The organism is Herbidospora galbida, from assembly GCF_005233835.1.
GTDB lineage: Bacteria > Actinomycetota > Actinomycetes > Streptosporangiales > Streptosporangiaceae > Herbidospora > Herbidospora galbida.
In genome coordinates this window covers 400540-426577 of sequence record NZ_SZQA01000001.1, presented here as the reverse complement: position 1 = coordinate 426577, position 26038 = coordinate 400540, and the positions used below count along the sequence as shown (strand labels likewise).

Here is a 26038-nt window from a genome sequence, read left to right as displayed (position 1 = left end):
GCCGTGCCGCCGTAAGTAATGATCACCGCAAATGATCTTCCGTAGCGGCGGGGCTGCTCGGATTCCCCCTGGTCAGGGGCCGCAATGAGGGCATGACGATCAATCGTGTCTCAGCATGGGCCGCCGCGGTGACCCTGGCCCTGGCCGCCGGGGTCGGCCTGACCGCCGCGCCCGCCGCGGCCGACATCTCGCCCCTGGGCGCCAACATCTGGACCTGCAAGCCGTCACCGCTGCGCCCGCGTCCGGTGGTGCTGGTGCACGGCACGTTCGAGGACATGGCGGGCAACTGGGCGACGCTCGCGCCGAAGCTGAAGGCGGCGGGCCACTGTGTCTTCGCGCTCAACTACGGCCGGGTCCCGGCCACGGGGCCGCTCAACGGCGTGGGGGACATCGCCCGGTCGGCCCGGCAGCTGTCGGACTTCATCGACCGGGTGCTGACGGCGACCGGCGCGTCCGAGGTGGACATCGTCGGTCACTCGCAGGGCGGGATGATGCCGCGCTACTACCTGAAGTTCCTGAACGGCGCGGCGAAGGTCCATCGGCTGATCGGCGTCACGCCGTCCAACCACGGCACAAACTCCAACGGGCTGGTCAACCTCGCCCGGCTGCTCGGGCTCAGTCCCGCCATCTCACTGGTGTGCCAGTCGTGTCAGCAGCAGATGGTCGGCTCCGACTTCATGAGGACGCTGAACGACGGGGGCGACACGGTGCCCGGCGTCCACTACACGGTGATCGCCACGAGGTTCGACCTGGTGGTCACGCCGCACACGTCGAGTTTCCTCACCGGCGACTCCGTCGAGAACATCCTGCTCCAGGACCGCGCCCCGCTCGACTTCAGCGGCCACGTGGCCGTCAACTACGACCCGGTGGTGCACCAGATCGTGCTGAACACACTCGACACCTCGCCGGACGCGCTGCCCTAAGGGTGAACGTTTCAGCACAGAAGCGATCTTGTACGGTCCGGCCGTAGGACCGTAAGAGCAGAAGAAGGGCCCAACCGAGGCGGACGGTTCGAAAGTCCGGGCCGAGGGCGCGCCTTGACGCGAATCGGCCGCCTCGTATTAGCTCCGCGCACTGCCGTCCCGGCAGAGAAGGAGCAGTGGGTCACCGATCATTTGTTAGCGCTATCAGACTTCTCTGACACGGGAGCCGGCTCCACACCGGTCGCCGACAGCGGCTGGACGAACCAACGAGGAGCATCCCCATGCGCCTTCCCTGGCGAACGCGGACCCCGCGCCGTTCCGCGGTCACGCCGTCGGCGGCGTCCCGATCGGCCGTACGCCGCCGCTTCGCGATCATCTCCCTCCCGATCCTGCTGACGGGGGCCGGACTGGTGGCCACGCAGCCCGCCCAGGCCGCCGTCGCCTGCCGGGTCGACTACACCATCACCTCGTCGTGGCCCGGCGGCTTCGGCGCCAACGTCACCATCCACAACCTGGGTGACGCGGTGAACGGCTGGCAACTGGGCTGGACCTTCGGCTCGGGCCAGCAGATCAGCCAGATGTGGAACGCCACGCCGTCCCAGTCGGGTACGTCGGTGACCGCCACCAACATGAGCTACAACGCGTCGATCCCCTCCGGCGGCAGCACCGGCTTCGGCTTCAACGGCTCCTTCAGCAGCAGCAACGAGTTGCCGACCTCGTTCTCCCTGAACGGCGTCCCCTGCACCGGAACCCCCGGCACGCCGACGCCGACGCCGAGCCCCACACCGACCCCCAGTCCCACACCCACTCCCAGTCCCACGCCCACGCCGAGCCCGAGCCCGACCCCGAGCCCGACGCCGACGTGCAACCTCCCCTCGACCTACCGGTGGACCTCGACCGGCGCGCTGGCGCAGCCGAGGTCGGGCTGGGTGTCGCTGAAGGACTTCACCGTCGCCCCCTACAACGGGCAGCAGCTCGTCTACGCCACCACGCACGACTTCGGGTCGAGCTGGGGTTCGATGAACTTCGGCCTGTTCACCAACTACTCGCAGATGGGCTCGGCCAGCCAGAACGCGATGAACTCGGGCACCGTCGCGCCGTCGCTGTTCTACTTCCAGCCGCGCAACATCTGGGTGCTGGCCTACCAGTGGGGTGGCCCGGCGTTCTCCTACCGCACCTCCTCCAACCCGACCAACCCGAACGGCTGGTCGGCGCCGCAGACGCTGTTCTCGGGCAGCATCTCCAACTCGCAAACCGGCCCGATCGACCAGGCGCTCATCGGCGACAGCCAGAACATGTACCTGTTCTTCGCCGGTGACAACGGCCGCATCTACCGGGCCAGCATGCCGATCGGCAACTTCCCCGGCAGCTTCGGCTCCAACTACACGACCATCATGACCGACACCACGAACAACCTGTTCGAGGCGGTCCAGGTCTACAAGCTGGCCGGCCAGCAGCGCTACCTGATGATCGTCGAGGCGATCGGCTCGCAGGGCCGCTACTTCCGGTCCTTCACCGCCACCAGCCTGGGCGGCTCGTGGACCCCGAACGCCACCACCGAGTCCAACCCGTTCGCGGGCAAGGCCAACAGCGGCGCGACCTGGACCAACGACATCAGCCACGGCGAACTGCTCCGCACCAGCGCCGACCAGACCATGACCGTCGACCCCTGCAACCTGCAGCTGCTCTACCAGGGCCGCAGCCCCAGCTCCAACGGCGTCGACTACGGCCTCCTGCCCTACCGGCCGGGGCTGCTGACCCTCCAGCGCTGACGGCGCGACGCTCCTGCTCGTACCGGCGGCGGGTTCGGCTGGGACACACCCGCCGCCGGTACGACCGCCACGGCCGGCAGATCCCCGATCTGCCGGCCGTAAGGCATGCGAAACCCCGGAAGCCTGAACGGTTCTGCCGTTCAGGCTTCCGGGGCTTTCCCTTCGTGGGTCGGCCGTCCGCCCGGCCCGATCCCGGGCGGACGGCGTCTCCCCGAAGGGAGATCAGGCGCGGGAGCAGGTGCTCCCGTTGAGGGTGAAGGTGGAGGGCACGGCCGTGTTACCGGTGTGGGTGGCCTGGAAGCCGATGTCCACCGACCCGCCGGCCGGAATCGAGCCGTTGTAGTTCAGGTTCGTAGCTGTGACCTGGCCACTCGACGGCGAGTAGGTCGCGTTCCAGCCACCCGTCACGGTCTGCCCCGACGGCAGGGTGAAGACGAGCGACCAGCCGTTGAGCGCGGCGGATCCGGTGTTGGTGATGGTGATCGCCGTGGTGAGGCCGGTGTTCCAGGCGTTGACCGCGTAGCTCACCCGGCACGGCCCACCCGGGCTCGGCGTCGGCGTGGGCGTCGGAGTCGGAGTCGGCGTGGGGGACGGCGTGGGCGTGGGCGTGGGCGTGGGGGTCGGGCTCGGGGTCACCGCGTTGAGGGCGTTCAGGACCGAGGTGTACGCGGCCTTCTTATTGCCCGAGGAGTCGAACAGGAGCGGGTTCTCGCCGGTTCGCCAGGAGTCGCTGTCGCGGATGCCCCAGACCGTGATGCCGTTGCAGCGGGCCACGTTCAGGCAGGCGCGGGTGACGCCGGCGAAGATGTTGGCCTGGTTGGAGCCCTGGGCGACGTCGAGTTCGGTGATCTCCACGTCGACGCCGAGGTTGGCGAAGCGCTGCAGGTTGGCCTGGTAGTCGCTGGACAACGAGGTGCCCAGGTGCGACTGGAAGCCGACGCAGTCGATCGGCACGCCGCGCGACTTGAAGTCGCGGACCATGTTGTAGATGCCGGTGCTCTTGGCGTTGATTCCGTCGGTGTTGTAGTCGTTGTAGCAGAGCTTGGCCCCGGGGTCGGCCGCCCGCGCGGCCCGGAAGGCGGCCTCGATCCAGTCGTTGCCTGTGCGCTGGAGGTTGGAGTCGCGGCGTCCGCCGCTGCCGCCGTCGGCGAAGGCCTCGTTGACGACGTCCCAAGAGTGGATCTTGCCCCGGTAGTAGGTGGCGACCCGCGTGACGTGGTTGATCATCGCGCTGCGCAGGTCGGAGCCCTCCATCCCGCGCGCCCAGCCCGGCTGCTGCTGGTGCCAGAGCAGGGCGTGGCCGCGAATCTTCATGCCACGCGAGATCGCGTGGTTGGCGATGCGGTCGCCGTTGCCGAAGCTGAAGCTGTTGCGGGACGGCTCGGTGGCGTCCCACTTCATCTCGTTCTCGGCGGTGACCTGGTTGAACTCCCGGTTGAGGATGTTCACATAGGTCGAATTGCCGAGCCGGCCCGCCGCGATGGCCGCGCCGAAGTACCTGCCCGACTGGGCGGCCGCAGCCCCCAGGGTGTCGGCCGCGGCCGAGGCCGATGGTGGTGTGACCGCCAGGACGCCGGCCCCGAGGGCCGCGGCGACGGTGACGACGAGGGTCCGTCTGACCGAGGGGGCGATGGTCAGAATCGCAGGTGGGAGCATGCCGCTTCCTTGGAGGGGGGTTCGAAGGCGTGGCCGCGGAGCTCTGTTATCGCAAACATTTTTTCCGTGGCGCCCTGACGAGCGGAGTTAATCCGACGGTCCGACCCGGGTCAACGAGCCGCCGTGGGCGGGCGGGCCCGGGTGCGGGCGTGATCGCGTGGCGGGCCTGGGCATTCGACCCGGACGGAGATCGCGCTGCACCGCTCGTTCGGGTGAAAATTTCACAGAAACCACCTGCTCGGCACCTTTGCTTTCGGTCACGTTCCGAGCGCTTTCCCGGCTCGCCTCCGGGCCGGGGCGGGGGAGAGCGTGCCTGGTCAGCGAAACTTTTCTCATATCATTCGATAATTTTCAGAACATTGTTCCGCCGAAGGTTGATCTCGCGACCGCAAAAGGGGCTGGGATCAGCGGAAACTGAGCCATGTATCGGCCGAAAACATTTACGTAAACTTCCGGCATGACCGCGACCGAGGATGTCCCCCGCGCTCCCGCCGACGCTCTGACCCTCGCCGAGATCGCCGGGCTGGCCGGTGTGTCGGTGGCCACCGTCTCCAAGGTCGTCAACGGCCGTTCCGAGGTCGGCTCCGAGACCCGGGCCCTGGTCGAAGGCCTCATCCAGGAGCGGGGGCTGCGGCGGCAGCGCCGTCGCATCAAGCCCGCGGGCCTCATCGAGGTCGTCTTCCACGAGCTGGCCGGCGACTATCCGACGGAGATAGTCAAGGGCGTCAGGGCGGCGGCGGAGCACCACGGCGTGAATGTGATCGTCTCGGAACTGGGTGGACGACACGTCCCCGGCCAGCGCTGGATCAAGGACGTGCTCGGTCGGCGTCCCGCCGGGATCATCACGGTGTTCTCCGGCCCGACCGAGGAGCAGCGCCTCCTGCTGGCCACCCGCGACATGCCCCTGGTCGTGCTCGACCCGGCGGGCGATCCCGGCCGGGGAGTGCCGGCGGTCGGGGCGACCAACTGGAGCGGCGGCCTGGAGGCCACCCGCCACCTGCTCGAACTGGGGCATCGGCGGATCGCCATGATCACGGGCCCCGAGTTCGCCTTCTCCAGCCGGGCCCGTCTCGACGGTTACCGCACCGCGCTCGACGCCGCCGGGATACCCGCCGATCCCGCGCTGATCCGCCGGGGGTCGTTCCAGATCGAGGACGGGGTCGTGCACGCCCGCCGGCTGATGGAGCTCTCCGCCCCGCCGAGCGCGATCTTCACGGCCAACGACGGAATGGCGATCGGCGTCTACCGGGCCGCCCACGAGCTCGGCCTGCGCATCCCCGAGGACCTCAGCGTGGTCGGATTCGACGACACGGCCACGTGGAGGTGGGCCAACCCGCCGCTCACGACCGTCCGCCAGCCCTTGGCCGAGATGGGGTCGGCGGCCACCGAGATGCTGATCAAACTGGCCACGGGCGAGCGGCTGGGCCAGCGGCGGGTGGAGCTGGGCACCGAACTGATGATCCGGGGCAGCACGGCGGTCCCCGCCTGCTGATTCTTTCGGGCGTCCACCTGCGTGAATCGTTGAAATTTTCACGACCCTCCGTAGATTCGCACAGCGTGTCGGCTGGTCGGCTCAGGTCCTGTTTGACGCTTCGCGTGCTGCGGCGTTCCTGTGTGCGGGAACAGGACCCCAGCGACACCGGAGACGTGATGATGGAAGATCAGAATGAGCCCGAGAGCGGCGGCCGGAGTCTGCTGAGCCGCAGAGCCGTGCTGACCACGATGGGGACCCTGCCGGTGATCACGGCTGCTACGTCGGTCATCGGGGCCTCGGAGGCGGCGGCCGCCACAGCGGTCATCGACCCGTCGACGCAGCGGCAGACGATCCGCGGGTTCGGCGGCATGGCGCACGCCGCGTGGATCGGCGACCTCACGGCCGCCCAGCGGGAGACGGCCTTCGGCACCGGCGAGGGCCGCCTGGGGTTCTCGGTGCTGCGCATCCCCGTCCCGGAGAGCTCGGCCGACTTCAGCCGTGACCTGGCGACGGCCCGGCGCGCGGCCGAACTGGGGGTGCTGGTCTTCGCCTCGCCGTGGAACCCGCCGGCCTCGATGATCGAGACCTTCACCCGGGGCAGCCAGACCAACGCCAAGCGCCTGCGGTACAACGCCTACGCCGCCTACGCCCAGCACCTGAACGACTTCACCACCCACATGCGCAACAACGGGGTGAACCTGTACGCCATTTCCGTGCAGAACGAGCCCGACTACGCCCACGACTGGACGTGGTGGACCTCGGCCGAGATGCTGCGCTTCCTGCGCGACAACGCCGGCCAGATCTCCACCCGGGTCATCGCCCCCGAGTCGTTCCAGTACGTCAAGAGCATGTCCGACCCGATCCTGAACGACGCCGCCGCGCTCGCGAACGTGGACGTCATCGGCGCCCACCTCTACGGCACCCCGTACTCCAACTTCCCCTACCCCCTGTTCCAGCAGCGGGGCGCGGGCAAGGAGTTGTGGATGACCGAGGTCTACTACCCCAACAGCAGCGACTCGGCCGACCTGTGGCCGCAGGCCCTGGACGTGGGGGAGCACATCCACCGCGCCATGGTCGACGCGGAGTTCCAGATGTACGTCTGGTGGTACATCCGGCGCGGCTACGGCCCCATGCGCGAGGACGGCCAGATCAGCAAGCGCGGTGCGATGATGGCCCACTACGCCCGGTTCGTCCGCCCCGGCTACGTGCGCATCGGCGCCACGGCAACCCCCGCGTCGAACGTCTACGTGTCGGCGTACCGGAACGGGAGCACGGTCGTCATCGTGGCCATCAACAAGAACACCTCGGCGGTGAGCCAGCAGTTCACCATCGCGGGCAGCACCGCCACCAGCGCGTCGTCGTGGGTGACCGACGCCGGCCGGAACGTCGCGCCCCAGGGGACCACGGCCATGACGAACGGCTCCCTGACCGTCACCCTGCCCGCCCGCAGCGTGACCACCTTCGTGACCAGCAGCGGCCCCGTCCCCTCGCCCACCCCCACCCCGACGCCCACGCCGACACCGTCGCCCAGCGGCACCGGGCAGTTCCGGGTGGCGTACACGATGAACGCCTGGAACAACGGCTTCACCGCCGGCATCAGCATCACCAACACCGGCACGTCCACGGTCAACGGCTGGACGCTGGTCTTCACCCTGCCGTCCGGGCAGGCGATCTCGGGGGGCTGGAACGCGACCTACTCGCCCTCCAGCGGCCAGGTCAGCGCGGTCAACGTCGGCCACAACGCCACGATCGCGCCGGGCGCCACCGTCGAGGTCGGCTTCCAGGCCACCCACACCGGCAACACCGCCGAACCGGGCGCGTTCACCCTCAACGGCGTCCCCTGCACCGTGGTCTGACCTACTCCCGGATCACCTGCGCGGCAGCGGCGGTGGCCGTTCTCCCGTCCATCGCCCAGCCGCGCGTGTACGCCGAGGCGAACACCTCTTCGCCCAGTGCGGTGCGGCCCCGGTCGGTGAGTTCGCGGACCCGGGGATCGGTGTGGTCGTGGGCGCCCCGCAGCCGGGCGGCGGCGCCGAGCAGCACGGCCGACTCGTGCCGCCGCCCGCGCGTCTCGGCGAGCGCGGCCGCGTTCACCACCACCAGCGACAGGACGGGCAGTTCACCGGTCGCCAGGGCCGCCGCGTACGCCTCTCGCAGCGACTTGCCCGCGCCCTCCGGGTCGCCCTGCGCGAGGTGGAGGGCGGCCCGGGTGTTCTCGGCGGACGTCCGGGCGTGGTCCGAGAGGAGGGCGGTGTCGCCGAGCAGGTCGGCCGCCCGGCCGAGGTCGCCGAGCCGGATCCGGAGGTCGGCCTCACATGTGTCGATCAGGACCAGCGGCTCCGTCGACGACGCGCGCTCCCTGGCGGAGCCGATCAGCGCCAGCGCCTCGTCGACGTCGCCGCGCCGCAGGTGCAGGTCGATCCAGCGCAGGTCGCCGCGGATCCGGTCGCCGAGGCTGAGCGCGCCGAACTCGCCGGCCAGTCTTCCGGCCTCGCGCAGGTCGGCGAAGGCGCCGTCGAGGTCGTCGTAGCGCCGGAGCCGGGCCCGCATCGGCAGGGTGGCGGCCTGGCCCCAGCGGTCGCCGGCCTGCCGGAAGCGGGCCAGGGCCGCCTCCACGTGGATACGCGCCCGGTCGAGCGCGCCCGCGTTCTCGGTGATCTCGGCCTGGAACATGTGGGCCAGCCCGGCCAGCCACACGTCGTCGCCGTCGGCCAGGCGCCGGAAGACCGGGAGCGCGGCCTCGTCGTCGTACAGGAACAGCAGGATCGGGCCGAACACGCGGTGGTGGCCCGGCAGCCCGGCATGGGCGAGCAGCCGGTCGGCCAGCTCACGCGTCTCCGCCCGGTCGTCGGCGGTCTCCCCGGTGGTGACCTCGGGGAGGACGTCGGCCCGGTTGAGCAGGTAGGCGGCGCGGGCGCAGTCGCGTTCGGGCGTCGGCCCGCCGTCCGGAACCGCCAGCGCCTCGCCCAGCCAATGGGCGGCGTCGGCGTGGCGGGCGAACATCTGCCAGTACCAGATCAGGCTGAGGGCGAGGGCGATCGCGCCGGAGGAGTCGTGGGTGGCGCACCGGTGGCGCAGGGCGGCGAGGGTGTTGTCGTAATCGGCGCCGATGACCCGCATGGCCGCGAGCTGGTCGGGTCCGCGCAACCGGGGATCGTGGCGGGCGGTCAGTTCGGTGAAGTGGGCGGCGGCCAGGTCGCGGGCGGCGTCGAGGTGGCCGGTGGCGGCCAGGCGGTCGGCGCCGTATTCGCGGATGGTTTCGAGCATGCGGTGGCGGCCGGGACCGGGGGCGAGCTGGAGCAGCGACCGGTCGACGAGGGCGGCGAGCAGGCCGGGGATCTCGGCGGCGGGCACGGCGGTGTCGGCGCAGACGGCGGTCGCCGAGGCGGCGGTGACACCGCCGGGCAGGATGGAGATCCGTTCGGCGACCGTGCGTTCGTGGTCGTCGAGGAGGTCCCAGCTCCAGGCGATGACCGCGCGGAGCGTGCGGTGCCGGGGCGGCGCGGTGCGGCTGCCGGTGGTGAGCAGCCGGAACCGGTCGGAGAGCCCGTCGGCCAGGTCGGGCAGTGCCAGCGTCCGCAGCCGGGCGGCGGCCAGTTCGAGGGCCAGCGGCAGGCCGTCGAGGCCGCGCACCACGCGCAGGACGTCGGGGAGGGTGGTCTCGTCGACGTCGAATCCGGGCCGCACGGCGGCCGCCCGCTCGGTGAACAGGCGCACCGAGGCCGCCTCCCGGGCCCTTCTGACGTCGTCGTCCGGCGCGGGCAGCGCGAGCTGGGCCAGCGGCAGGAGCACCTCGCCGTCGACCGCGAGGGGTTCGCGGCTGGTGGCGAGCACACGTAGCCCCGGGCAGCGCGACAGCAGCGCCACGACCAGGTGCGCCGCAGCGTCGATCAGATGCTCGCAGTTGTCGACCAGCAGCAGCCCTTCGCGGCGGCCGAGTTCGCCGACGAGGACGTCCAGCTCGTCGCCCTCGACACGCTTGCGCGCGTCGAACATCGTGCCGCGCGGCCCGATCGCGGCCAGCACGGCCGCGGTGATCTCCGCGGGTTCGGCGACGGACGCCAGGTCGACGAGCCAGGCCGGGTGTGCGCGGCGGCGGGCCGCCTCCAGCGCGAGCCGGGTCTTCCCGCTGCCGCCGGGGCCGACGACCGTGACCAGGCGCCCGGCGCCGAGCAGGGCGTCGATGCGGGCGAGGTCGTCGTCACGGCCGATGAAGCTGGTCAGAGGCGTGGGCAAGGTGGTCGCGGACGGCTTCGGGGCGGGCCGGTCGGGGCGCAGCAGCCGCAGGTGGCGCTCCCGCAGAGCGGTGCCGGGGTCGGCGCCCAGGACGTCGGCCAGGGCCCGGCGGGTGCGCTCGTAGACGGTCAGCGCCTCGGCCTGCCGTCCCTGGGCGGCGAGCGCGTCCAGCAGCGACGCGGCCACCCGCTCGTGCACCGGCTGCTCGGCCAGCAACGCGGTCAGCCGGGCGGCAGCCGGCTCGGGCCGCCCCAGTGAGGTCTCGGCGTCGGCGAGGTCGGCGACCGCCTCGATCGACACCTGCGCCAGCCGGGTCGCGACCGCGGGCGCGACCGAGGCGACGACGGCGGGTTCCGCGCCGGGACGGTCGCCCCACAACGCCACGGCCTCGGCGAGGGCGGCGCGGGCGGCCTCCGGCTCACCGGCCCACAACCTCTCCCGGCCGGTGGTGACGAGCCGCTCGAAGCGCACCACGTCCACGTCGCCCGGCTCGACCACCAGCCGGTAGCCGCCCGCCGCCCACACGACGGCGTCAGGGGTCGCGCCGGCGGGGTCGAGGGTGCGGCGCAGCCGGGAGACGAGGGTCTGCAGGGCGTGGGCGGGGACGGCCGGCGGCTCCGCTCCCCAGATCGCGTCGACCAGGACGCCGGGCTCGACCGCGCGGCCCCCGGCGAGCGCCAGCCGGACGAGCAGGCTGCGCGACCGCGCGCCCGGCACGGGCACGACGGCCGCACCGCGAGTCACCCGCGGCGCGCCGAGCAGTGTGACGCGAAGCCGCGCCCCCTCGTCCATCGGCCCATCTTCGCGCGCCTTTCCCCAGGCCCCAAACCGGGCGGCGGCCGTACGAGCGCCGTGACAGCCCCGTGTGAGCGGCCGGCCCCAGTCTTCGCAGACCACTTTCGAACCTCAGGAGGAAACCGTGTCCGACGTACGGAGCCGCGCGGCGGGGGCGGCGCTCATCGCCGGCGCCGGCGTCTACTTCACCGCCGAGTTCGTCGCGGCGGCGGCGTGGACGGACCCGCCCTACAGCTACACGCACCACTTCATCAGCAACCTCGGGGTGCGCGGCCCCGCGACCGCGTTCGGGCAGTACATGTACTCGCCGCTCGCCTGGGTGATGAACACCGGGTTCTTCCTCTTCGGAATCGCCGCGCTGACCGGCGCCGTCCTGCTGAGGGGGCTGCCCGGCCGCCGTCGCCTGCCGATCGTCGCGATGGCGGTGCTGCTCGCGGCCGGGGGCGTCGTCCTGGCGTTCTTCCCCGGCTCGGGCGACACGGCGAGCACCGCGGCCGACTACCACGGGCTGGGCGCCTTCTCGGCCTTCATCGGCGGCAACGTCCTCGCCGTGCTCATCGGCACGGCGCACCGGCTCCTCGGGCTGTCCCGCAGGCTCGGCCGGGTCCTGGTCGCGGCCGGGGTGATCGGCCTGGTCTCGCTGGCGGGCTACATGGCCCTGCTCGAATCGGGCGCGGGGATCCTCATCGGCCTCGTCGAACGCGGCGTCGTGTATCCGTTCCTGATCGGCTTCGTCCTGGCCGGGGCGGCGTTGCGGAGGCGTCCTGTGTCGTGTCCATGAAACCTGGTGACCCGCGCCGCATCGCCGGAAAGGCGACGGATGCGGCCGCGGGTCACGGATTCCCTGTCGGCGGGTGTCGTGTGGTCAGCTCACGCTGAAGTCCTTGAAGTTGAACTGACCGGTGACGTTCGCCGCGTGGGAGGTGGCGATGAGCCCCGCGTCCTGCTTCTCGGCGATGCCGGGCAGGGTCACGGTCGGGCCGACCTTCGTCCAGGTCGTGCCGTTCTTGGAGTAGTAGCCGCTGACCTGGTTGTCGGTGCGGACGAGCCGGACCCACACCGGCGCGGTGACGCCCGACGCCCCGCTGAAGGAGTCGAGGTAGCCGTTGCCGTTGGCGTCCCACTGGAACGCCACCCCGTTGCCGGGGGTGGCGACCACGGCCGCGTAGCCCGGCGAGGCCGCCGAGCCCGTGAGGTCGTTGCGCAGCACGACGCCCGCCTTGGCCCACGCGTTGGTGTTGTCCATGCGGGTGACCTGCGCGGTGACGGTGGCGGTGGCACCGGCCGCATCGTCGCGGTAGATCGCGCCGTACTCGTCGAAGGAGCCGCCGGCGTCCTGCCAGATGTCGGCTCCCGACGTCAGGATGACGAACTCCCCTCCGGCCTCGGCGAACTGGCTGGGCACCGAGCCGTGACTCTTCATCGAGGTCAGCGGGTTGAGCGCCGTCACGGTGAGCGATCGGGTCAGGCTGAAGGCGGCCTGGTCGGCCCGGCCGGTGACGGTCGCCTTCACCTCCGCCCGGCTGACGGGGGTGGCGACCGACGCGGGGGCGGTGACCTTCCACGTCTCGCTGTCGGACACGCCGGAGTCGAGACCGTAGCGCACGGGCTTGCCGACGCGCTCGGCCTGCCAGCCGGCGGGGACGGTGAGGGCGACGGCGAACTCCGAGGCCCGGCGCGGGCTGAAGTTGCGGACGGTGACGGTGACCTCCGTCGACTCCCCGGCCCGCAGGGTCGGCGGGTTCGCCGCCAGGGCCGCGCCGACCGGAGGCCGCTGCGCCTCGGGGGCACCGCGGTGGTCGCCCGTGGGGCCGGCCTCATAGATCACCCGGCTGGCCTCCAGGGGCAGCGTGGCCTCGGTGACGGTGAGGTTCCCCCGGGCGACGTTGCCGCGCTGGCCGTTGGTGATGCCGGTGATGGCCGGGTTGGTGGCGAAGTTGTCGATCAGGGTGAGGTCGCCGGTGCGGTTGCCGTTCTGGTTGTTGGCGTGCGCCCACTGGGCGGCGGTCCGGACGAACACGTTGCGGCTGGCGCTCAGGTAGCGGGAGCCCTCGTCGAAGTAGAGGCCCAGCTGCCCGCTGTTCTCGCAGTAGTTCTCGTCGATGACGCTGCGCGGCATCGCCGACAGCGTGTAGATGCACCCGGCGTCGAACATCGTCTGCACGACGTTGCGGACGTGGTTGCCGACGACGCGGACGTCGCTCAGGGTCGTCGGCGTGTCATAGACGGGCTGGAAGTCGTACAGGCCGCGGTTGACGTACTCCGGGCTGCCGCCCGGGTCGTTGGCGCCCCAGCCGTAGCCGAGTCCGATGCCCGTGTACGGCATGTCGGAGACGTAGTTGTGCTCGATCGACAGCCGGGTGACGTAACTGGCGAAGATCGCGTCCTGGTCGAGGTACTCCAGGGCGGTCGCGAAGACGCGGTTGTTGCTGATCGAGATGTCGCTGTTGATCATGCGGGGGTCGGAGGGGTGGTGCGCGTCGGGCCGGACGCCGCCGACCATGATCCCGCCACCGGCGTTCGCGGTGAAGGTGCTGCCGACGACCGACACCTTGCGCGCGCCCAGGCCGACGGCGCTGGCGTGGGCGTTGGCGTCGTTCCCGATGCCGAGCGCGACGGAGCCGAGGTTGGTGAAGGTGCTGCCGGTGAACGCGATGTCCTCGGCGGCCGACACCTGGACGGCCGAGGACGACTGGGCCCAGCCGTTGCGGGAGCCCTCGAACCCCTTGCAGCCGAACGCGCAGGAGGTGAACCCGTCGGCGGGCCGGTGCGGCTGGACGCCGCTGATGAACACGCCAGTCTGCTGGTTGGCGTACCCGTCGTTCGTGCCGGGGTGGAGCCACGTGGTTCCGGTGAACGTCAGGTTCTCGAACCGCAGGTTGCGGGCCGGGGCGTCGTAGGTGCCGCCGACCTGGAGCAGCGACTCCAGGCGGGGCAGTTCGACGCGCGCCTTGGTCATGTCCTGGCCGGACAGCGGCTTGTAGTAGAGGACGCCGGCGGTGGTGTCGAGGTACCACTCGCCCGCCTCGTCGAGGAACCTCTTGGAGTTGAGCAGGGTGAAGGTGGCCGCGCGCAGCGGCGACTGGATGGTGTCGTAGCCGTAGGTGTTGTTGTCCCAGGCCGGCTGCTGCATGACGACCGTGGAGCCGGTGATGCTCTGGACGGGCGCGAACCGGTTGGTGAACGACAGCATCGCCTGCAGCTCGATGCGCTTCTGGTCGGGCAGGCCCGAGAGGTAGGACAGCGCGGGGTTGTTGATCGTGAAGCCGGCCGCGTTGAGCGTGATGTCGCTGCGGGCGATCCTGAGCCGCGCCCGCTGGGCGAGTTTGCCGTCGACGTACAGCTGACGGGTGTCGAAGCCGGTGCCGACGGCGGCCTTGTAGACGCCGGTGGCGGCGTCGTCGAGCTCCCAGCCGGTGACGGGCGTGGCGCCGCTGATCACCGGGTGGGCGTCGCGGGCGGCCGTCCAGGTGACGGCGGCGCCCTCATCGGCGGAGTCGGCGGCGTCCAGGCGCAGCGGCGCGGTCAGCCGGTGGACTCCGTCGAGGAGTTCCACGTTCACGTTGATGTTTCCCTGGGCGAGAGCGGCCCGGACCCGGCGCTGCGCCTCACCGAGCGTGGCCAGCGGCTCGTCTCTGCGGCCGGAACCGTCGTCGTCGGCGTTGGCGGCGCCCGTCGGCGCGACCACGATGGTCTGGCTCGTGGGGGCGGCGTGAGCGGGGGCGGACAACGTCCCGGCGAGCAGCGCGGCGGTGAGTGCGGCCGCCAGGGCGGCCGCCGGACGTCTGCGCGTTTTGGGGGATGGACGCACAGTGGTTCCTTTCTTCCGGTGAGGGCGCGAGGCCCACCGGGGAACGTAATTCGTATGACGTCTTACGTCAATGCGTCCACCTCGGTCATCGTCGAAACCCAGATCTCGGACGCCGGGTCGATCACCGCGAAGTGGTCGCCCGGCCGTTCGAGATACGTGACGTCGTCGCCCGCCGCACGAGCCCCGGCGGCGTAGCGGCGGTTGAAGTCGAGCAGGTCGAGGTCGTCGTCGGCGCCCACGACGATGAGCTGTCGCACGCCGAGCGGCAGGCGGCTCATCGGGTCGGCGGCGGCGTACACCTCGGGGAGGTCGGCGGAGGGACCGCCGAGGGCGTGCGCGACCGCGCCCGTCCCGACCCGGCGGCGTTCGCCCTCGGTGAGGTCGACCACCCCGGCGAGGGAGACGGCCAGGGCGATCCGGGCCTGGTCGGCGGCGGCGCGCAGGGCGAGCTGGCCGCCCGCCGAGTGGCCGAAGACCACGACGCGGTCGAGGTCGAGGAAGTCGAGGCCGGTCAGGCGGTCGAGGCCGGCCGCGACGTCGGCGACGGTGGCCTGCCAGCCGTGCCGGTCGGGGCGGCGGTATTCGAGGTTCCAGGCGGCGTAGCCGCGCTCGGCCAGGTCGACGGCGAGGGCGTCCATCAGGTCGGCGGCCCAGATCGAGCGCCAGTAGCCGCCGTGGATGAGCACCGCGACCGGCAACGGGCCGCCGTCGTGGTGCGGCGGCAGGCGCAGGTCGCCCCACTGCTCGTCGCCGGGGCCGTAGGCGACGCGCTCGGCGGGGTGCCGCAGGCGGTGGAAGGCGTGCCGGATCGCCCAGGTCAGGCCCCAGAGACCCCGGCCGTACAGGTGGACGGAACCGGGGGAGACCTCGACCGGGCCGGTGTCGGCGGGGTCGTACCAGACGACGGGGGCGGGGTGCGGGACCGGGCGGCCCAGCGCGACCACGGCGTCGGCCGTCTCGTCGAGGCCGGTCACCACGCGGCCGTCGACTCCCAGGCGCCGGAACTCCGTCTCGGCGATGTGCCGGACCAGATCGGGGTCGGCCGTCAGGCCGGGCATGACCGCCACCAGCATCATCGTGTTCTCCCGAGGAAGCGCAGGGCGTTGCCGGACAGCAGCTTGTCCCGCTGCTCCGCGCCGAGGAACTCCGCGTCGCGCACGACCTTGCCGACCGGGCGCTCGCCCAGGGGGTACGGGTAGTCGCTGCCGACCATGACCCGGTCGTCGCCCAGCACGTCCACCAGCAGCCGCAGCGCCGCCGGGTCGAACACGACGCTGTCGACGGAGAACCGGTCGACGTAGTGGCTCGGCGGGTGCGCCGACCGGCCGCGCACCACGTCGCCCCGGCGGTGCCAGGCGTTGTCGGCGCGGCCGAGCCAGAACGGGAAGCTGCCGCCGCCGTGGGCGAAGCACAGCCGCAGCGTCTCCGGGACCTGGTCGAAGACGCCGCCGAGGATGAGCGCCAGCACCGACAGGTGCGTCTCGGCCGGCATGCCGGTCAGCCAGCGCGCCATCCACCGGTCGAGCCTCGGGCCGCCGGGCATGTCCCACGGGTGGACGAAGACCGGCGCGCCGACCTCCGCGCAGTGCCGCAGGAACATCACGATGCCCGCGTCGTCGAGGTCGCGGTCGCCGACGTGGTTGCCGATCTCGACGCCCGCGTGGCCGTCGGCCAGGCAGCGGTCGAGCTCCTCGCACGCCGCCTCCGGGTCCTGGAGCGGCACCTGGCAGAACGGCACGAACCGTTCGCTGTTCCCGGTCATCTCCAGCGTGAGGTCGTTGAAGATGCGGGCGACCTTGACGGCCTGGTCGGCCGGGCGGTCGTACGAGAAGAAGACCGGCGTGGGCGAGACGACCTGCACGTCGACGCCGTCGGCGTCCATGTCGGCCAGGCGGGTGCCGGGGTCCCAGGCCTCGGCGCCGATCGGGCGGAACTCGGTCTCGCCCACCATGATCATGGCGGCGCGTTCGGAGTCGACGCGCAGCCAGGGCCAGCCCGTGCCGCCGCACCGGGCGGCCAGGTCGGGCCACCCCTTCGGCACCAGGTGGGTGTGGACGTCGACGACGGGCCCGGCCATCAGCCCTTGCCCGGGTGGAGCGCGCCGCACTCGGCGCAGGTGCGGGCGGCCTCGTCGGCGTAGAAGGCCTGGAAGACCGGCGGCAGGTCCTTGACGATGTCGCGGACCTGGAGCTCGACCTCGTGCAGCAGGTGGCCGCAGTCGAGGCAGTACCACTGGAACTTCTCCAGCGTGCCCTCCTCGCGCACCCGCTCGACCACCATGCCGATCGACCCGGCCTCGGGCCGCTGCGGCGAATGGGGCACGTCGCCCGGCAGCATCCACATCTCGCCCTCGCGGATGTGCACCGTCCGAGGCCCGTCAGGCGTCATGAGATTGACGTGCATGTTGCCCTTGACCTGGTAGAAGAACTCCTCATAGGGGTCGACGTGGAAGTCGGTGCGCTGGTTGGGGCCGCCCACGACCTGCACGATGAAGTCCGACCCGCCCGGGAACATCTCCTTGTTGCCGACCGGTGGCTTGAGCAGGTGCTTGTTGCCCTCGATCCAGCCAGGGAAGTTCACCGGCTCCGTGATGTCGGTCATTGTTCGACTCCTTCCGGCAGTAGCGCCACGGCCTGTATCTCGATCAGCAGATGGGGGTGGGGAAGCTGGTGCACCGCCACGGTGGTGCGGGCGGGCCCGGTCTCGTCGAAGTACTCGGCGTAGACCTCGTTGTAGCCGCCGAAGTCGTTCATGTTCACCAGGTAGGTCGTCACCTGCACCAGGTCGGACAGGCCCGCCCCGGCCGAGGCGAGGATGTCGCCGATGTTCTCGATCACCGCCCGGGTCTGCACCCGGATGTCCAGCGACGTGGTCCCCATCGCGTCGGCGCTCGCGCCCGCGATGGTGTTGTCGGGACGACGGCTGGAGGTCCCCGAGACGAACGCGAACCCCCCGGCGACCTTCAGATGCGGAAACCGGCCACGCGGGGTGGCCTTCCCGGGCACGATCTTGCCCGCGCTCATGAGGCCGCCTTGAAGGACGCCGTGCCGAGCTTCTCGACCACCGCGCGGACGTGGTCGCCCGGGCTCAAGGGCACGGCCGCGGTCGCCGCGCCGGCCAGGACGATCCAGCCGTCGCGCAGCTCGACGCCCCGGCCACCGGCCAGGCGGACCGCCGCGTCGAAGGCACGGCGCGGGTCGCCGAGGATGGCGGCCGTCGAGCCGGTCTGCACCACCCGGCCGTTGACCTCCAGCAGCACGCCGAGGTTGTCCAGCCCCTCGGGCGCCGGCCGCCACGGGCCGACGACGAACCCGGACGCCGAGGTGTTGTCGGCGATCACGTCGGGCAGCGAGAAGTCGAAGCCCTCGAAGCGTGAGTCGATCACCTCCAGCGCCGGGGCGACCGCCCGGATGACCGGTTCGGGGTCGTGGGAGAGCAGGAACGCGACCTCGGGTTCGGCCCGCGCGTGGATCAGCCGCGTCAGGTCGAGCGCGCCGCCGTCGTCGATCCGCATGCCGTCGGTGAGGTGGCCCCAGATGACCTCGTCCACGCCGACCTGCGCCATCTTCGCCCGGCTGGTCAGGCCCATCTTCAGGCCGACGAGGCGTTCGCCGCGCGCCAGCCGCCGTTCGATCAGCGCCCGCTGGACGTCGTAGGCCCCGGCCGGGTCGAGACCGGCCGCCGCCGCGAGGCGGGGGATGGCCGTGGCCGTCAGCGCGGCCTGGTCGAGGCGGTCTGCGAGCTCACTGATCATCGGGTTCCTCCGAGGTCGAGCGCCACGTCGACGATCATGTCTTCCTGGCCGCCGACCATGCGGCGGCGGCCCAGCTCGACCAGGATGGCGCGCACGTCCACGCCGTAGCGGTCGGCGGCGCGTTCGGCGTGGCGCAGGAAGCTGGAGTAGACCCCGGCGTAGCCGAGCGAGAGCGTCTCGCGGTCGACCCGCACGGGCCGGTCCTGGAGCGGCCTGACGAGGTCGTCGGCGGCGTCCATCAGCGCGAACACGTCGCAGTCGTGCGGCCAGCCGTGGAGTTCGGCGACGGCGGCGAAGACCTCCAGCGGGGCGTTGCCCGCCCCCGCGCCCATCCCGGCGAGCGAGGCGTCGACCCGGGTCGTGCCGTGCTCGACGGCGACGACGCTGTTGGCGACGCCGAGCGACAGGTTGTGGTGGGCGTGGATGCCGATCTCGGTGCCCTCGTCGAGCACCTGCCGGTAGGCGTCGACCCGTTCGGCGACGTCGCGCATGAGCAGCCGGCCGCCCGAGTCGGTGACGTAGACGCAGTGCGCGCCGTACGACTCCATGAGCTTGGCCTGCCCGGCGAGCGTCGCCGGGTCGGCCATGTGGGACATCATCAGGAAGCCGGCCACGTCCATGCCGTTGTCCCTGGCCCAGGCGATGTGCTGGGCGGCGATGTCGGCCTCGGTGCAGTGGGTGGCGATGCGCACGCTGGTGACGCCGAGGTCGCGGGCGGCCTTCAGGTCGGCGATGGTGCCGATGCCGGGCAGCAGCAGCGTGGTGAGCCGGGCCCGGGTCATGACGGACGCGGCGGCCTCGATCCACTCGGCGTCCGTGGCCGCGCCGTGGCCGTAGTTGACGCTGGAGCCCGCCAGGCCGTCGCCGTGGGCGACCTCGACGGCGTCGACCCCGGCCGCGTCCAGCGCGGCGGCGATCCGGGCGACCTGCTCGGGCGTGTAGCGGTGGGCGATGGCGTGCATGCCGTCGCGCAGGGTCACGTCCTGGATGTAGAGGCGGTTCACCGGGTCACCATCCGTTCGGCCGTGCGCAGCGCCGCAGAGGTCATGATGTCGAGGTTCCCGGCGTATTCGGGCAGGTAGTGGCCCGCGCCGGAGACCTCCAGGAAGACCGACACCTGGAGGCCGGTGAACCGCCGGCCGAGGGCGGGGACGTGGGCGTCCACGGGATCGAACTGCACCTCCTGCTTGAGGCGGTAGCCGGGCACGTACTCCTGGACCGAGGCCACCATCTCGGTCACCGAGCGGGCGATCGCCTCGTGGTCGGCGTCCGCGCAGAGGCAGTAGACCGTGTCCCGCATGAGCAGCGGGGGTTCGGCCGGGTTCAGCACGATGATCGCCTTGCCGCGTTCGGCGCCGCCGACCACCTCGATCGCCCGGGACGTCGTCTCGGTGAACTCGTCGATGTTGGCGCGGGTGCCCGGCCCGGCCGACCGCGAGGAGATGGAGGCGACGATCTCCCCGTACACGACGGGGGTGACCCTGCCGACGGCGGCCACGATCGGCACGGTGGCCTGGCCGCCGCAGGTGACCATGTTGACGTTGCGCTCGCCGAGGTGCTCGTCGAGGTTGACCGGCGGCACCACGTAGGGGCCGATCGCGGCCGGGGTGAGGTCGACGACGAGCTTGCCGTGGGCGCGCAGCACCTCGTCGTTGTGCCGGTGGGCCCCGGCCGAGGTGGCGTCGAAGACCACGTCGACGTCGGCGAACTCCGGCATCGCGACCAGGCCCTCGACGCCCTTGTCGGTGGTGGCCACGCCCATCCGCCGGGCCCGCGCGAGGCCGTCGGAGGCGGGGTCGATCCCGGCCATCGCGACCATGCGGAGCGTCTTCGACAGGCGCAGCACCTTGATCATCAGATCGGTGCCGATGTTGCCGGAACCGATCACCGCCACTCCGGTGTTCAACGCAGACCTCCGAAACAGGTTCTGACCGACCCGAGCCCCGAGATGCGCGCCTCGTAGGCCGCGCCCGGGGTCACCGGGACCATCGGCCCCAGCGCGCCCGAGAGCACCACGTCACCGGCCCGCAGCGGGCGGCCCGCCCGTGTGAGCGTCCCGGCGAGCCAGGCCACGGCGTGCGCCGGGTTGCCCAGGCAGGCCGCGCCCGCGCCGACCGAGACCGGCTCGCCGTCGTGTTCGAGCACCGCCCCGCACAGCCGCAGGTCCACGTCGGCGACGCGGCGGGGGCTGGTCCCGAGCACGAACAGGCCGCTGGAGGCGTTGTCGGCGACGGTGTCGACGATGGAGATGTCCCAGTTCGCCACCCGCGAGCCGACGATCTCGATGGCCGGCAGCAGGTGGTCGGTCGCGCGGACGACGTCCACGACCGTCACCTGCTCGTGAGGCAGGTCGGCGCCGAGGACGAACGCGATCTCCGCCTCCACCCGCGGCTGGAGCACCCGCCCGGGGGCGACCTCCGCGCCGTCGGGCACCGCCATGTCGGCGAACAGCACCCCGAAGTCGGGCTGGAAGACCCCGAGGGCCTTCTGGACGACGGGGTTGGTCAGCCCGATCTTCGCGCCGACCGGCCGCCGCCCCTCGGCGGTCCACCGCTCCACCTGCGCCTGCTGGACGGCGTAGGCCGTGGCGACGTCCCCCTCGGGCAGCAGGTCGCCGCGCAGGGGAGGGCACGGCGTGCCGGTGTCGTAGGCGTCGCGCAGGATCTGGGCCGCGCGCCGGATGTCGGTCATGAGAGGTCCACGCAGACGTTGGTGAGCTCCGAATAGAAGGCGAGTGAGTGTACGCCGCCCTCGCGGCCCACCCCAGAGGCCTTCACCCCGCCGAACGGGGTGCGCAGGTCGCGCAGGAACCAGGTGTTGACCCACACGATCCCGGCGTCGAGCCGGGCGCCCGCCCGGTGGGCGCGGCCGACGTCGCGGGTCCACACGGTCGCGGCCAGGCCGTAGGCGCTGTCGTTGGCCAGCGCGAACGCCTCGTCCTCGTCGTCGAACGGGGCGACGTGGCAGACCGGGCCGAAGATCTCCTCCCGGTTGGTCCTGGCGTCCTGGCCGAGGCCGGTGAGCACGGTCGGCCGCACGTACGCGCCGCCGTCCCGCACGTCGTCGAAGACCGGCACGTCGCCGCCGGCCAGCACGGTCGCGCCCTCGGCGCGGGCCAGGTCGTAGTAGCCGAGCACCTTCTCGCGGTGACCACGGGAGATCAGCGGCATCGTGCCGGTCGCCGGGTCGGACGGCCAGCCGAAGCCCTGCTCGGCGGCCCGCCGGGCCAGCCGTTCGGTGAACTCCGCGAAGACCGGCCGCTGCACGTAGAGCCGTTCGGTGCACAGGCAGACCTGGCCGCCGTTGGTGAAGCTGGAGCGGACCGAGCCCTCCACGGCGGCGTCGAGGTCGGCGTCCGCGAAGATCAGCCCGGCGTTCTTGCCGCCCAGCTCGAACGAGACGGCCTTCACCCCGTCGGCCGCGGCCCGCATGATCGCGCTGCCGGTGGCCGACTCGCCGGTGAAGGTGATCGCGTCCACTCCCGGGTGGGTGGTGAGGAACTCGCCCGCCGAGCCGGGGCCGAAGCCGTGGACGAGATTGAACACCCCGTCGGGCACGCCGACCGCCGCCATCACCTCGGCCAGCAGCGTGGCCGAGGCGGGCGTCTCCTCCGACGGCTTGACGATCACCGCGTTCCCGCACGCCAGCGCCGGGGCGACCTTCCAGGTCAGCAGCAGCAGCGGCAGGTTCCACGGCACGATGACCGCCACCACGCCGACCGGCTTGCGCACGGCGTAGTTGAGCGCCCGCCCGCCGGTGACGAACGACTCGGTCGGGGTGGTGGTGACGATCTCGGCGAAGGCCCGGAAGTTGGCCGCGCCGCGCGGGATGTCCAGCGTCCTGGCCTGCGAGATCGGCTTGCCGGTGTCGGCGACCTCGGCGGTGACCAGGTCGTCGAAGCGCCGGTCGAGCTCGTCGGCGACGGCGTTCAGCATCCGCGCGCGTTCGCGCTCGTCCATCCGGCCCCACGGGCCGCGCATGGCGCGGCGGGCCGCCGCGACCGCCGCGTCGACGGTGCCGGCGTCCGCCTCGGCGACCTCGAAGACCGTCTCCCCGGTGACCGGGCTGACCTTGGCGAACCTCTTCCCCTCCGGCACGAACCGGCCGTCGACGAAGTTGCGCAGCAGGCCCGGCTCACCGGCCGGGCGTCCGGACATCAGATCCGGGGTCCACAGCGTCATGCGCCGCGCCTCCCCTTCAGGAGGGCGCCGACGGCGAGCAGGGCGCCCGCGCCGACGGCCGCGCCGACCACCCGGTGCTGGCGGCGCACCCGCCGCCACACCTGCGCGTAGGGGACGGTCGAGAAGGAGACCAGCTCGTAGCGGGAGACGTAGCGGCCGGGCAGGGCCCGCTCCAGGGCGTGCTCGACCTTCTTCTGGAGCTGGAAGACGGGGGAGGCGACCTTGTCGCGCATCTCGACGAAGTTGGCCAGCGCCATCTTCGCGATGGCCTCGGTGTTGTCCCTGCGCCGCTCCTCATAGAGGGGCAGCGCGCGGGTCCAGTCGCCGGCGGTCTCGTCGAGGCAGCGGTCGAGTTCGACGACGTCCTCGAAGGCGCAGTTGGCGCCCTGGCCGTAGAACGGGACGATCGCGTGCGCGGCGTCGCCGATCAGGGCGGCCGTCCCGCCGACGTGCCAGGGGGTGCAGCGCACCGTGCCGAGCAGGCCGACGGGGTTGTGCCGGTAGTCCTCGACGAGGGTGGGCGCGAGCTCGATCAGGTCGGGGTAGTGCTCGGTGAAGTGGCGCTCGATCGCGGCGGGGCTGCCGATCGAGGCGAAGCTGCTGGTGCCGCTGTTGGGCCAGAACAACGTGCAGGTGAAGGAGCGGTCGGGATTGGGCAGCGCGATCATCATGGAGGTGCCGCGCGGCCAGATGTGCAGGGCGTCCGGGGCCAGCGCGAACTCGCCGTCGCGGGCCGGGATGCGCAGCTCCTTGTAGCCGTAGTCGAGGAAGTCGAGGCTCTCGGTCAGCCCGGCGTGCGCGAGCAGCTGGGCCCGCACCGCCGAACCCGCGCCGTCGGCCCCGAGTACCACGGCCGCCTTCTCCTGGACGACGCCCTGCGGGGTCTCGTACGTCATCTCGCCCGTGCGCGGGTCGAGGCCGGTCAGCCGGTGGTCGAAGGCGATGCGGACGCCGGGCTGCTCGGCCGCCGCGGTCAGCAGGGCGTTGTTGAGGGCCGAACGGCTGATCGAGTTGATCGCCCGCTGCCCGTCGTGGCTGTAGGGCTGGAAGTCGAGCTCGCCGTGCACCGGGTGGATGACCCGGCCGCGCATCGGCAGCGCGTCGGCCATGACCTGCTTGTCCAGGCCGATGCGGCGCAGCGCGTCGAGGCCGCGCTCCGACAGCGCCAGGTTGATCGACCGGCCCCGCTCGACGGCGCCGGTCCGGGGGTCGGGGCGGCGTTCGTACAGGGCGACCCGCAGGCCGCGCCGGGCCAGGAAACAGGCGAGCAGGCAACCGGCCAAGCCGGCGCCGACCACCGCGATCTCGTCCGGATCGCTCATCGGGCCTCCTCGAGGATGTGCGCGAGGGCGTCGGCCAGACGCCAGCAGTCGTGGTAGGAGCAGTACAGGGGCACCGGCGCGGCCCGGACGATGTCGGGCTCCCGGGCGTCGGTGATGACGCCGAACTCGAAGCGCAGCCGTTTGGCCAGCTCGTGGGCGCTGCCGGTGCTGATGCGCAGGGAGAGCTGGCTGCCCCTCCGGCCGGGATCGCGCGGGGTCACCAGGGTCGTCGGGAGCTCGTCGAGCAGCGATTCCAGGTAGCCGGTGAGGCGCACGCTGCGGGCGCGCAGGTCGGCCATGCCGATCCGGTCGAAGATCTCCAGGGAGGTGCGGACCGGGCCCATGGCGTAGATCGGCGGGTTGGAGACCTGCCAGGCGTCGGCCGTCGCCGGGGGACGGGAGACCGGGGCCATCTCGAAGCGGGTGGCCGGTTCGGTGCTCCACCAGCCCTCGAACCGCTGCACGGCCGGGTCGCCGAGGTGCCGCTCGTGCACGAACACGCCGCCGAGCGCGCCCGGTCCCGAGTTCAGGTACTTGTACGAGCACCAGGCCGCGAAGTCGGGCCCCCACTCGTGCAGCTCCAGCGGGACGTTCCCGGCGGCGTGCGCCAGGTCCCAGCCGACCAGCGCGCCGGCCTCGTGCCCCGCGCGGGTGATCGCCGGGATGTCCATGAGCTCGCCGGTGAGGTAGTTGACCCCGCCGAGCAGCACCAGCGCGACCTCGTGGCCCTCGCGGGCGAGGTAGGCGAGCACGTCGGCGGGGTCGAGCCTGACCACCGTCGCGTCGGGGTCGAGGCCGTGGAAGCGGGCCTGGCTGCGGACCGCGTAGCTGTCGGACGGGAAGGCCGTGTCCTCGATGACGATCTTCGTCCGGGTGCCGGTCGGCCGGTAGAAGGACACCATCAGCAGGTGCAGGTTGACGGTCAGCGAGTTCATCACCACGGTCTCCGCCGGCCGCGCGCCGACCAGCCGGGCCGCCGTGCCGGTCAGGAACTCGTGGTAGGGCAGCCACGGGCGGGCCGCGTCGAGATGGCCCTCGACGCCGAGCCGCGCCCAGGCGTCCAGGTCGTCGAGCAGGTCGCCCCTGGTCGCCCTGGGCTGCAGCCCCAGCGAGTTGCCGGCCAGGTAGGCGGCCTCGGCGTAGCGGCCGCCCTCCGCCGGGGGGACGTGGAAGAGATCGCGGTGGCCGGGGTCGGCCGCGTCGCGTTCGAGGGCGTCGGCCTCGGTGAACATCGTCGTGCTCCGCTCAGACGAGGGTCCTGGCGGACCAGATTTCGGGGAAGACCACGCGGGCCATGCTGCGGCGCAGCCAGTTCGCCCCGGCCGAGCCGCCGCTGCCGGACTTCTCGCCCATGGTCCGCTGCACCGCCTTGAGGTGCTGCCATCGCCAGTCAGAGAAGCCGTCGGCGAGCTCGGTGAGCGCCTCGCCGAGCGACCACAGGTGGTTGCCGGGGGTGTTCTCCCGGTAGATCTCGACCCAGGCGGCCTCGACGGCGGGGTGGCCCTCGTGCTCGACGGTCACGTCGCGGTCCAGCAGGTCGCGGGGGATGTCGAAGCCCTGCCGGGCGAGCGTCGCGATGACGTCGTCCCACAGGCTGGGGGCGCGCAGGGTCTCCTGGAGGGCGGCGTACACCTCGGGTTGACGGTGGAAGGGCCGCAGCAGCGTCGCGCTGCGCAGGCCCAGGAGGAATTCCAGGTGCCGGTACATGGCGGACTGGAAGCCCGAGGCCTCGCCGAGCTGGTCGCGGAAGCGGTTGAAGTCGGCCGGGGTCATCCAGTCGAGCCCGCGCCAGGCGGCGTTGAGGCCCTGGATGTCGAGGGCGGCGCGCTTCAGCGGGGCGAGCGCGCCCCAGACGTCGTCCTCACGCAGCAGCCGCTGGGCCTCGCGCAGTTCGAAGGAGGTCAGGCCGAAGTAGAGCTCCATGATCTGGCTGACCATGAGGAAGGACATCTCGCCGGGATCTTTGCTGATGGTCTGCTGCAGCGAGTGCAGGGTCTCGGCGTGCACGTAGACGTCGTACGGCAGACCGTCGGAGAACTCCAGGGTGGGGTTCCCGCCGTTGGCGGCGGCCCTGGCCGCGCGCGTGCTGTTCGTGCTCTCCACAACTTCATGCT

The 26038-nt window shown here is 71.8% G+C and carries 20 protein-coding genes; 5 read left to right on the top strand and 15 right to left on the bottom strand.

From position 1 onward, the window contains the following. Positions 1-92 precede the first annotated feature (92 nt). Together FDA94_RS02015 and FDA94_RS02010 are read left to right on the top strand one after the other, a co-directional pair. Positions 93-923 carry an esterase/lipase family protein gene (locus FDA94_RS02015; RefSeq protein ID WP_137245262.1) on the top strand — a complete coding sequence of 277 codons (831 nt, stop codon included), beginning with the start codon at positions 93-95 and terminating at the stop codon, positions 921-923. 281 nt (positions 924-1204) lie between these two features. Next, the gene (locus tag FDA94_RS02010) at positions 1205-2695 is read left to right on the top strand and encodes a non-reducing end alpha-L-arabinofuranosidase family hydrolase (RefSeq protein WP_137245261.1); all 1491 of its coding nucleotides are present in this window, start codon (positions 1205-1207) and stop codon (positions 2693-2695) included. A 222-nt stretch (positions 2696-2917) separates the two neighbouring features. Here the strand turns inward: FDA94_RS02010 and FDA94_RS02005 are convergent, their stop codons facing one another. Beyond that, on the bottom strand, positions 2918-4351 hold the full coding sequence (locus tag FDA94_RS02005) for a glycoside hydrolase family 10 protein (RefSeq protein WP_137245260.1): 1434 nt from the start codon (positions 4349-4351) through the stop codon (positions 2918-2920). Positions 4352-4808: 457 nt separating this feature from the next. Here FDA94_RS02005 and FDA94_RS02000 point away from each other — a divergent pair, with 457 nt between their 5' ends. Together FDA94_RS02000 and xynC are read left to right on the top strand one after the other, a co-directional pair. Continuing rightward, positions 4809-5843 carry a LacI family DNA-binding transcriptional regulator gene (locus FDA94_RS02000; protein ID WP_137245259.1) on the top strand — a complete coding sequence of 345 codons (1035 nt, stop codon included), beginning with the start codon at positions 4809-4811 and terminating at the stop codon, positions 5841-5843. A 158-nt stretch (positions 5844-6001) separates the two neighbouring features. Continuing rightward, complete coding sequence (gene xynC, locus FDA94_RS01995) at positions 6002-7681, top strand: glucuronoarabinoxylan endo-1,4-beta-xylanase XynC (RefSeq protein ID WP_137245258.1); 1680 nt, start codon at positions 6002-6004, stop codon at positions 7679-7681. A gap of 1 nt (position 7682) precedes the next feature. Here xynC and FDA94_RS01990 read toward each other — a convergent pair whose 3' ends face one another. After that, entirely contained in the window at positions 7683-10853 is a 3171-nt protein-coding gene (locus FDA94_RS01990) for an AfsR/SARP family transcriptional regulator (protein WP_137245257.1), read from the bottom strand. Positions 10854-10980: 127 nt separating this feature from the next. Between FDA94_RS01990 and FDA94_RS01985 the strand changes: the two genes are divergently transcribed. After that, a complete protein-coding gene (locus FDA94_RS01985; RefSeq protein WP_212735123.1) occupies positions 10981-11637 on the top strand; it encodes a DUF998 domain-containing protein in 657 nt (218 codons plus the stop codon). 84 nt (positions 11638-11721) lie between these two features. Here the strand turns inward: FDA94_RS01985 and FDA94_RS01980 are convergent, their stop codons facing one another. The 13 genes from FDA94_RS01980 to FDA94_RS01920 all read right to left on the bottom strand — a co-directional run bounded on the left by FDA94_RS01980 (position 11722) and on the right by FDA94_RS01920 (position 26027). Continuing rightward, positions 11722-14667 carry a right-handed parallel beta-helix repeat-containing protein gene (locus FDA94_RS01980; RefSeq protein ID WP_137245255.1) on the bottom strand — a complete coding sequence of 982 codons (2946 nt, stop codon included), beginning with the start codon at positions 14665-14667 and terminating at the stop codon, positions 11722-11724. A 62-nt stretch (positions 14668-14729) separates the two neighbouring features. After that, positions 14730-15743, bottom strand: a complete 1014-nt coding sequence (locus tag FDA94_RS01975) for an alpha/beta hydrolase family protein (RefSeq protein WP_137245254.1) — start codon at positions 15741-15743, stop codon at positions 14730-14732. Continuing rightward, positions 15740-16744, bottom strand: a complete 1005-nt coding sequence (locus tag FDA94_RS01970; RefSeq protein WP_137245253.1) for an amidohydrolase family protein — start codon at positions 16742-16744, stop codon at positions 15740-15742. The genes FDA94_RS01975 and FDA94_RS01970 overlap by 4 nt, the downstream gene beginning before the upstream one ends. Continuing rightward, entirely contained in the window at positions 16744-17268 is a 525-nt protein-coding gene (locus FDA94_RS01965; RefSeq protein ID WP_137245252.1) for a 3-hydroxyanthranilate 3,4-dioxygenase, read from the bottom strand. Before FDA94_RS01965 ends, FDA94_RS01970 begins: the two co-directional genes overlap by 1 nt. Then, complete coding sequence (locus FDA94_RS01960; protein ID WP_137245251.1) at positions 17265-17690, bottom strand: RidA family protein; 426 nt, start codon at positions 17688-17690, stop codon at positions 17265-17267. Before FDA94_RS01960 ends, FDA94_RS01965 begins: the two co-directional genes overlap by 4 nt. After that, positions 17687-18421 (bottom strand): 2-keto-4-pentenoate hydratase, encoded by a 735-nt coding sequence (locus FDA94_RS01955; protein ID WP_137245250.1) that lies wholly within the window; start codon positions 18419-18421, stop codon positions 17687-17689. The genes FDA94_RS01960 and FDA94_RS01955 overlap by 4 nt, the downstream gene beginning before the upstream one ends. Next, complete coding sequence (dmpG, locus tag FDA94_RS01950; protein WP_137245249.1) at positions 18418-19425, bottom strand: 4-hydroxy-2-oxovalerate aldolase; 1008 nt, start codon at positions 19423-19425, stop codon at positions 18418-18420. The genes FDA94_RS01955 and dmpG overlap by 4 nt, the downstream gene beginning before the upstream one ends. Continuing rightward, complete coding sequence (locus FDA94_RS01945; RefSeq protein ID WP_137245248.1) at positions 19422-20327, bottom strand: acetaldehyde dehydrogenase (acetylating); 906 nt, start codon at positions 20325-20327, stop codon at positions 19422-19424. Before FDA94_RS01945 ends, dmpG begins: the two co-directional genes overlap by 4 nt. Next, positions 20324-21112 carry a 2-keto-4-pentenoate hydratase gene (locus tag FDA94_RS01940; protein ID WP_137245247.1) on the bottom strand — a complete coding sequence of 263 codons (789 nt, stop codon included), beginning with the start codon at positions 21110-21112 and terminating at the stop codon, positions 20324-20326. The genes FDA94_RS01945 and FDA94_RS01940 overlap by 4 nt, the downstream gene beginning before the upstream one ends. Next, positions 21109-22602, bottom strand: a complete 1494-nt coding sequence (locus FDA94_RS01935; RefSeq protein WP_246059459.1) for a 2-hydroxymuconic semialdehyde dehydrogenase — start codon at positions 22600-22602, stop codon at positions 21109-21111. Before FDA94_RS01935 ends, FDA94_RS01940 begins: the two co-directional genes overlap by 4 nt. Beyond that, entirely contained in the window at positions 22599-23924 is a 1326-nt protein-coding gene (locus FDA94_RS01930) for an FAD-dependent oxidoreductase (protein WP_137245246.1), read from the bottom strand. Before FDA94_RS01930 ends, FDA94_RS01935 begins: the two co-directional genes overlap by 4 nt. Continuing rightward, complete coding sequence (gene kynU, locus FDA94_RS01925) at positions 23921-25156, bottom strand: kynureninase (RefSeq protein WP_137245245.1); 1236 nt, start codon at positions 25154-25156, stop codon at positions 23921-23923. The genes FDA94_RS01930 and kynU overlap by 4 nt, the downstream gene beginning before the upstream one ends. Before the next feature lie 13 nt (positions 25157-25169). Then, complete coding sequence (locus FDA94_RS01920) at positions 25170-26027, bottom strand: tryptophan 2,3-dioxygenase (protein ID WP_246059458.1); 858 nt, start codon at positions 26025-26027, stop codon at positions 25170-25172. Positions 26028-26038: the final 11 nt, after the last annotated feature.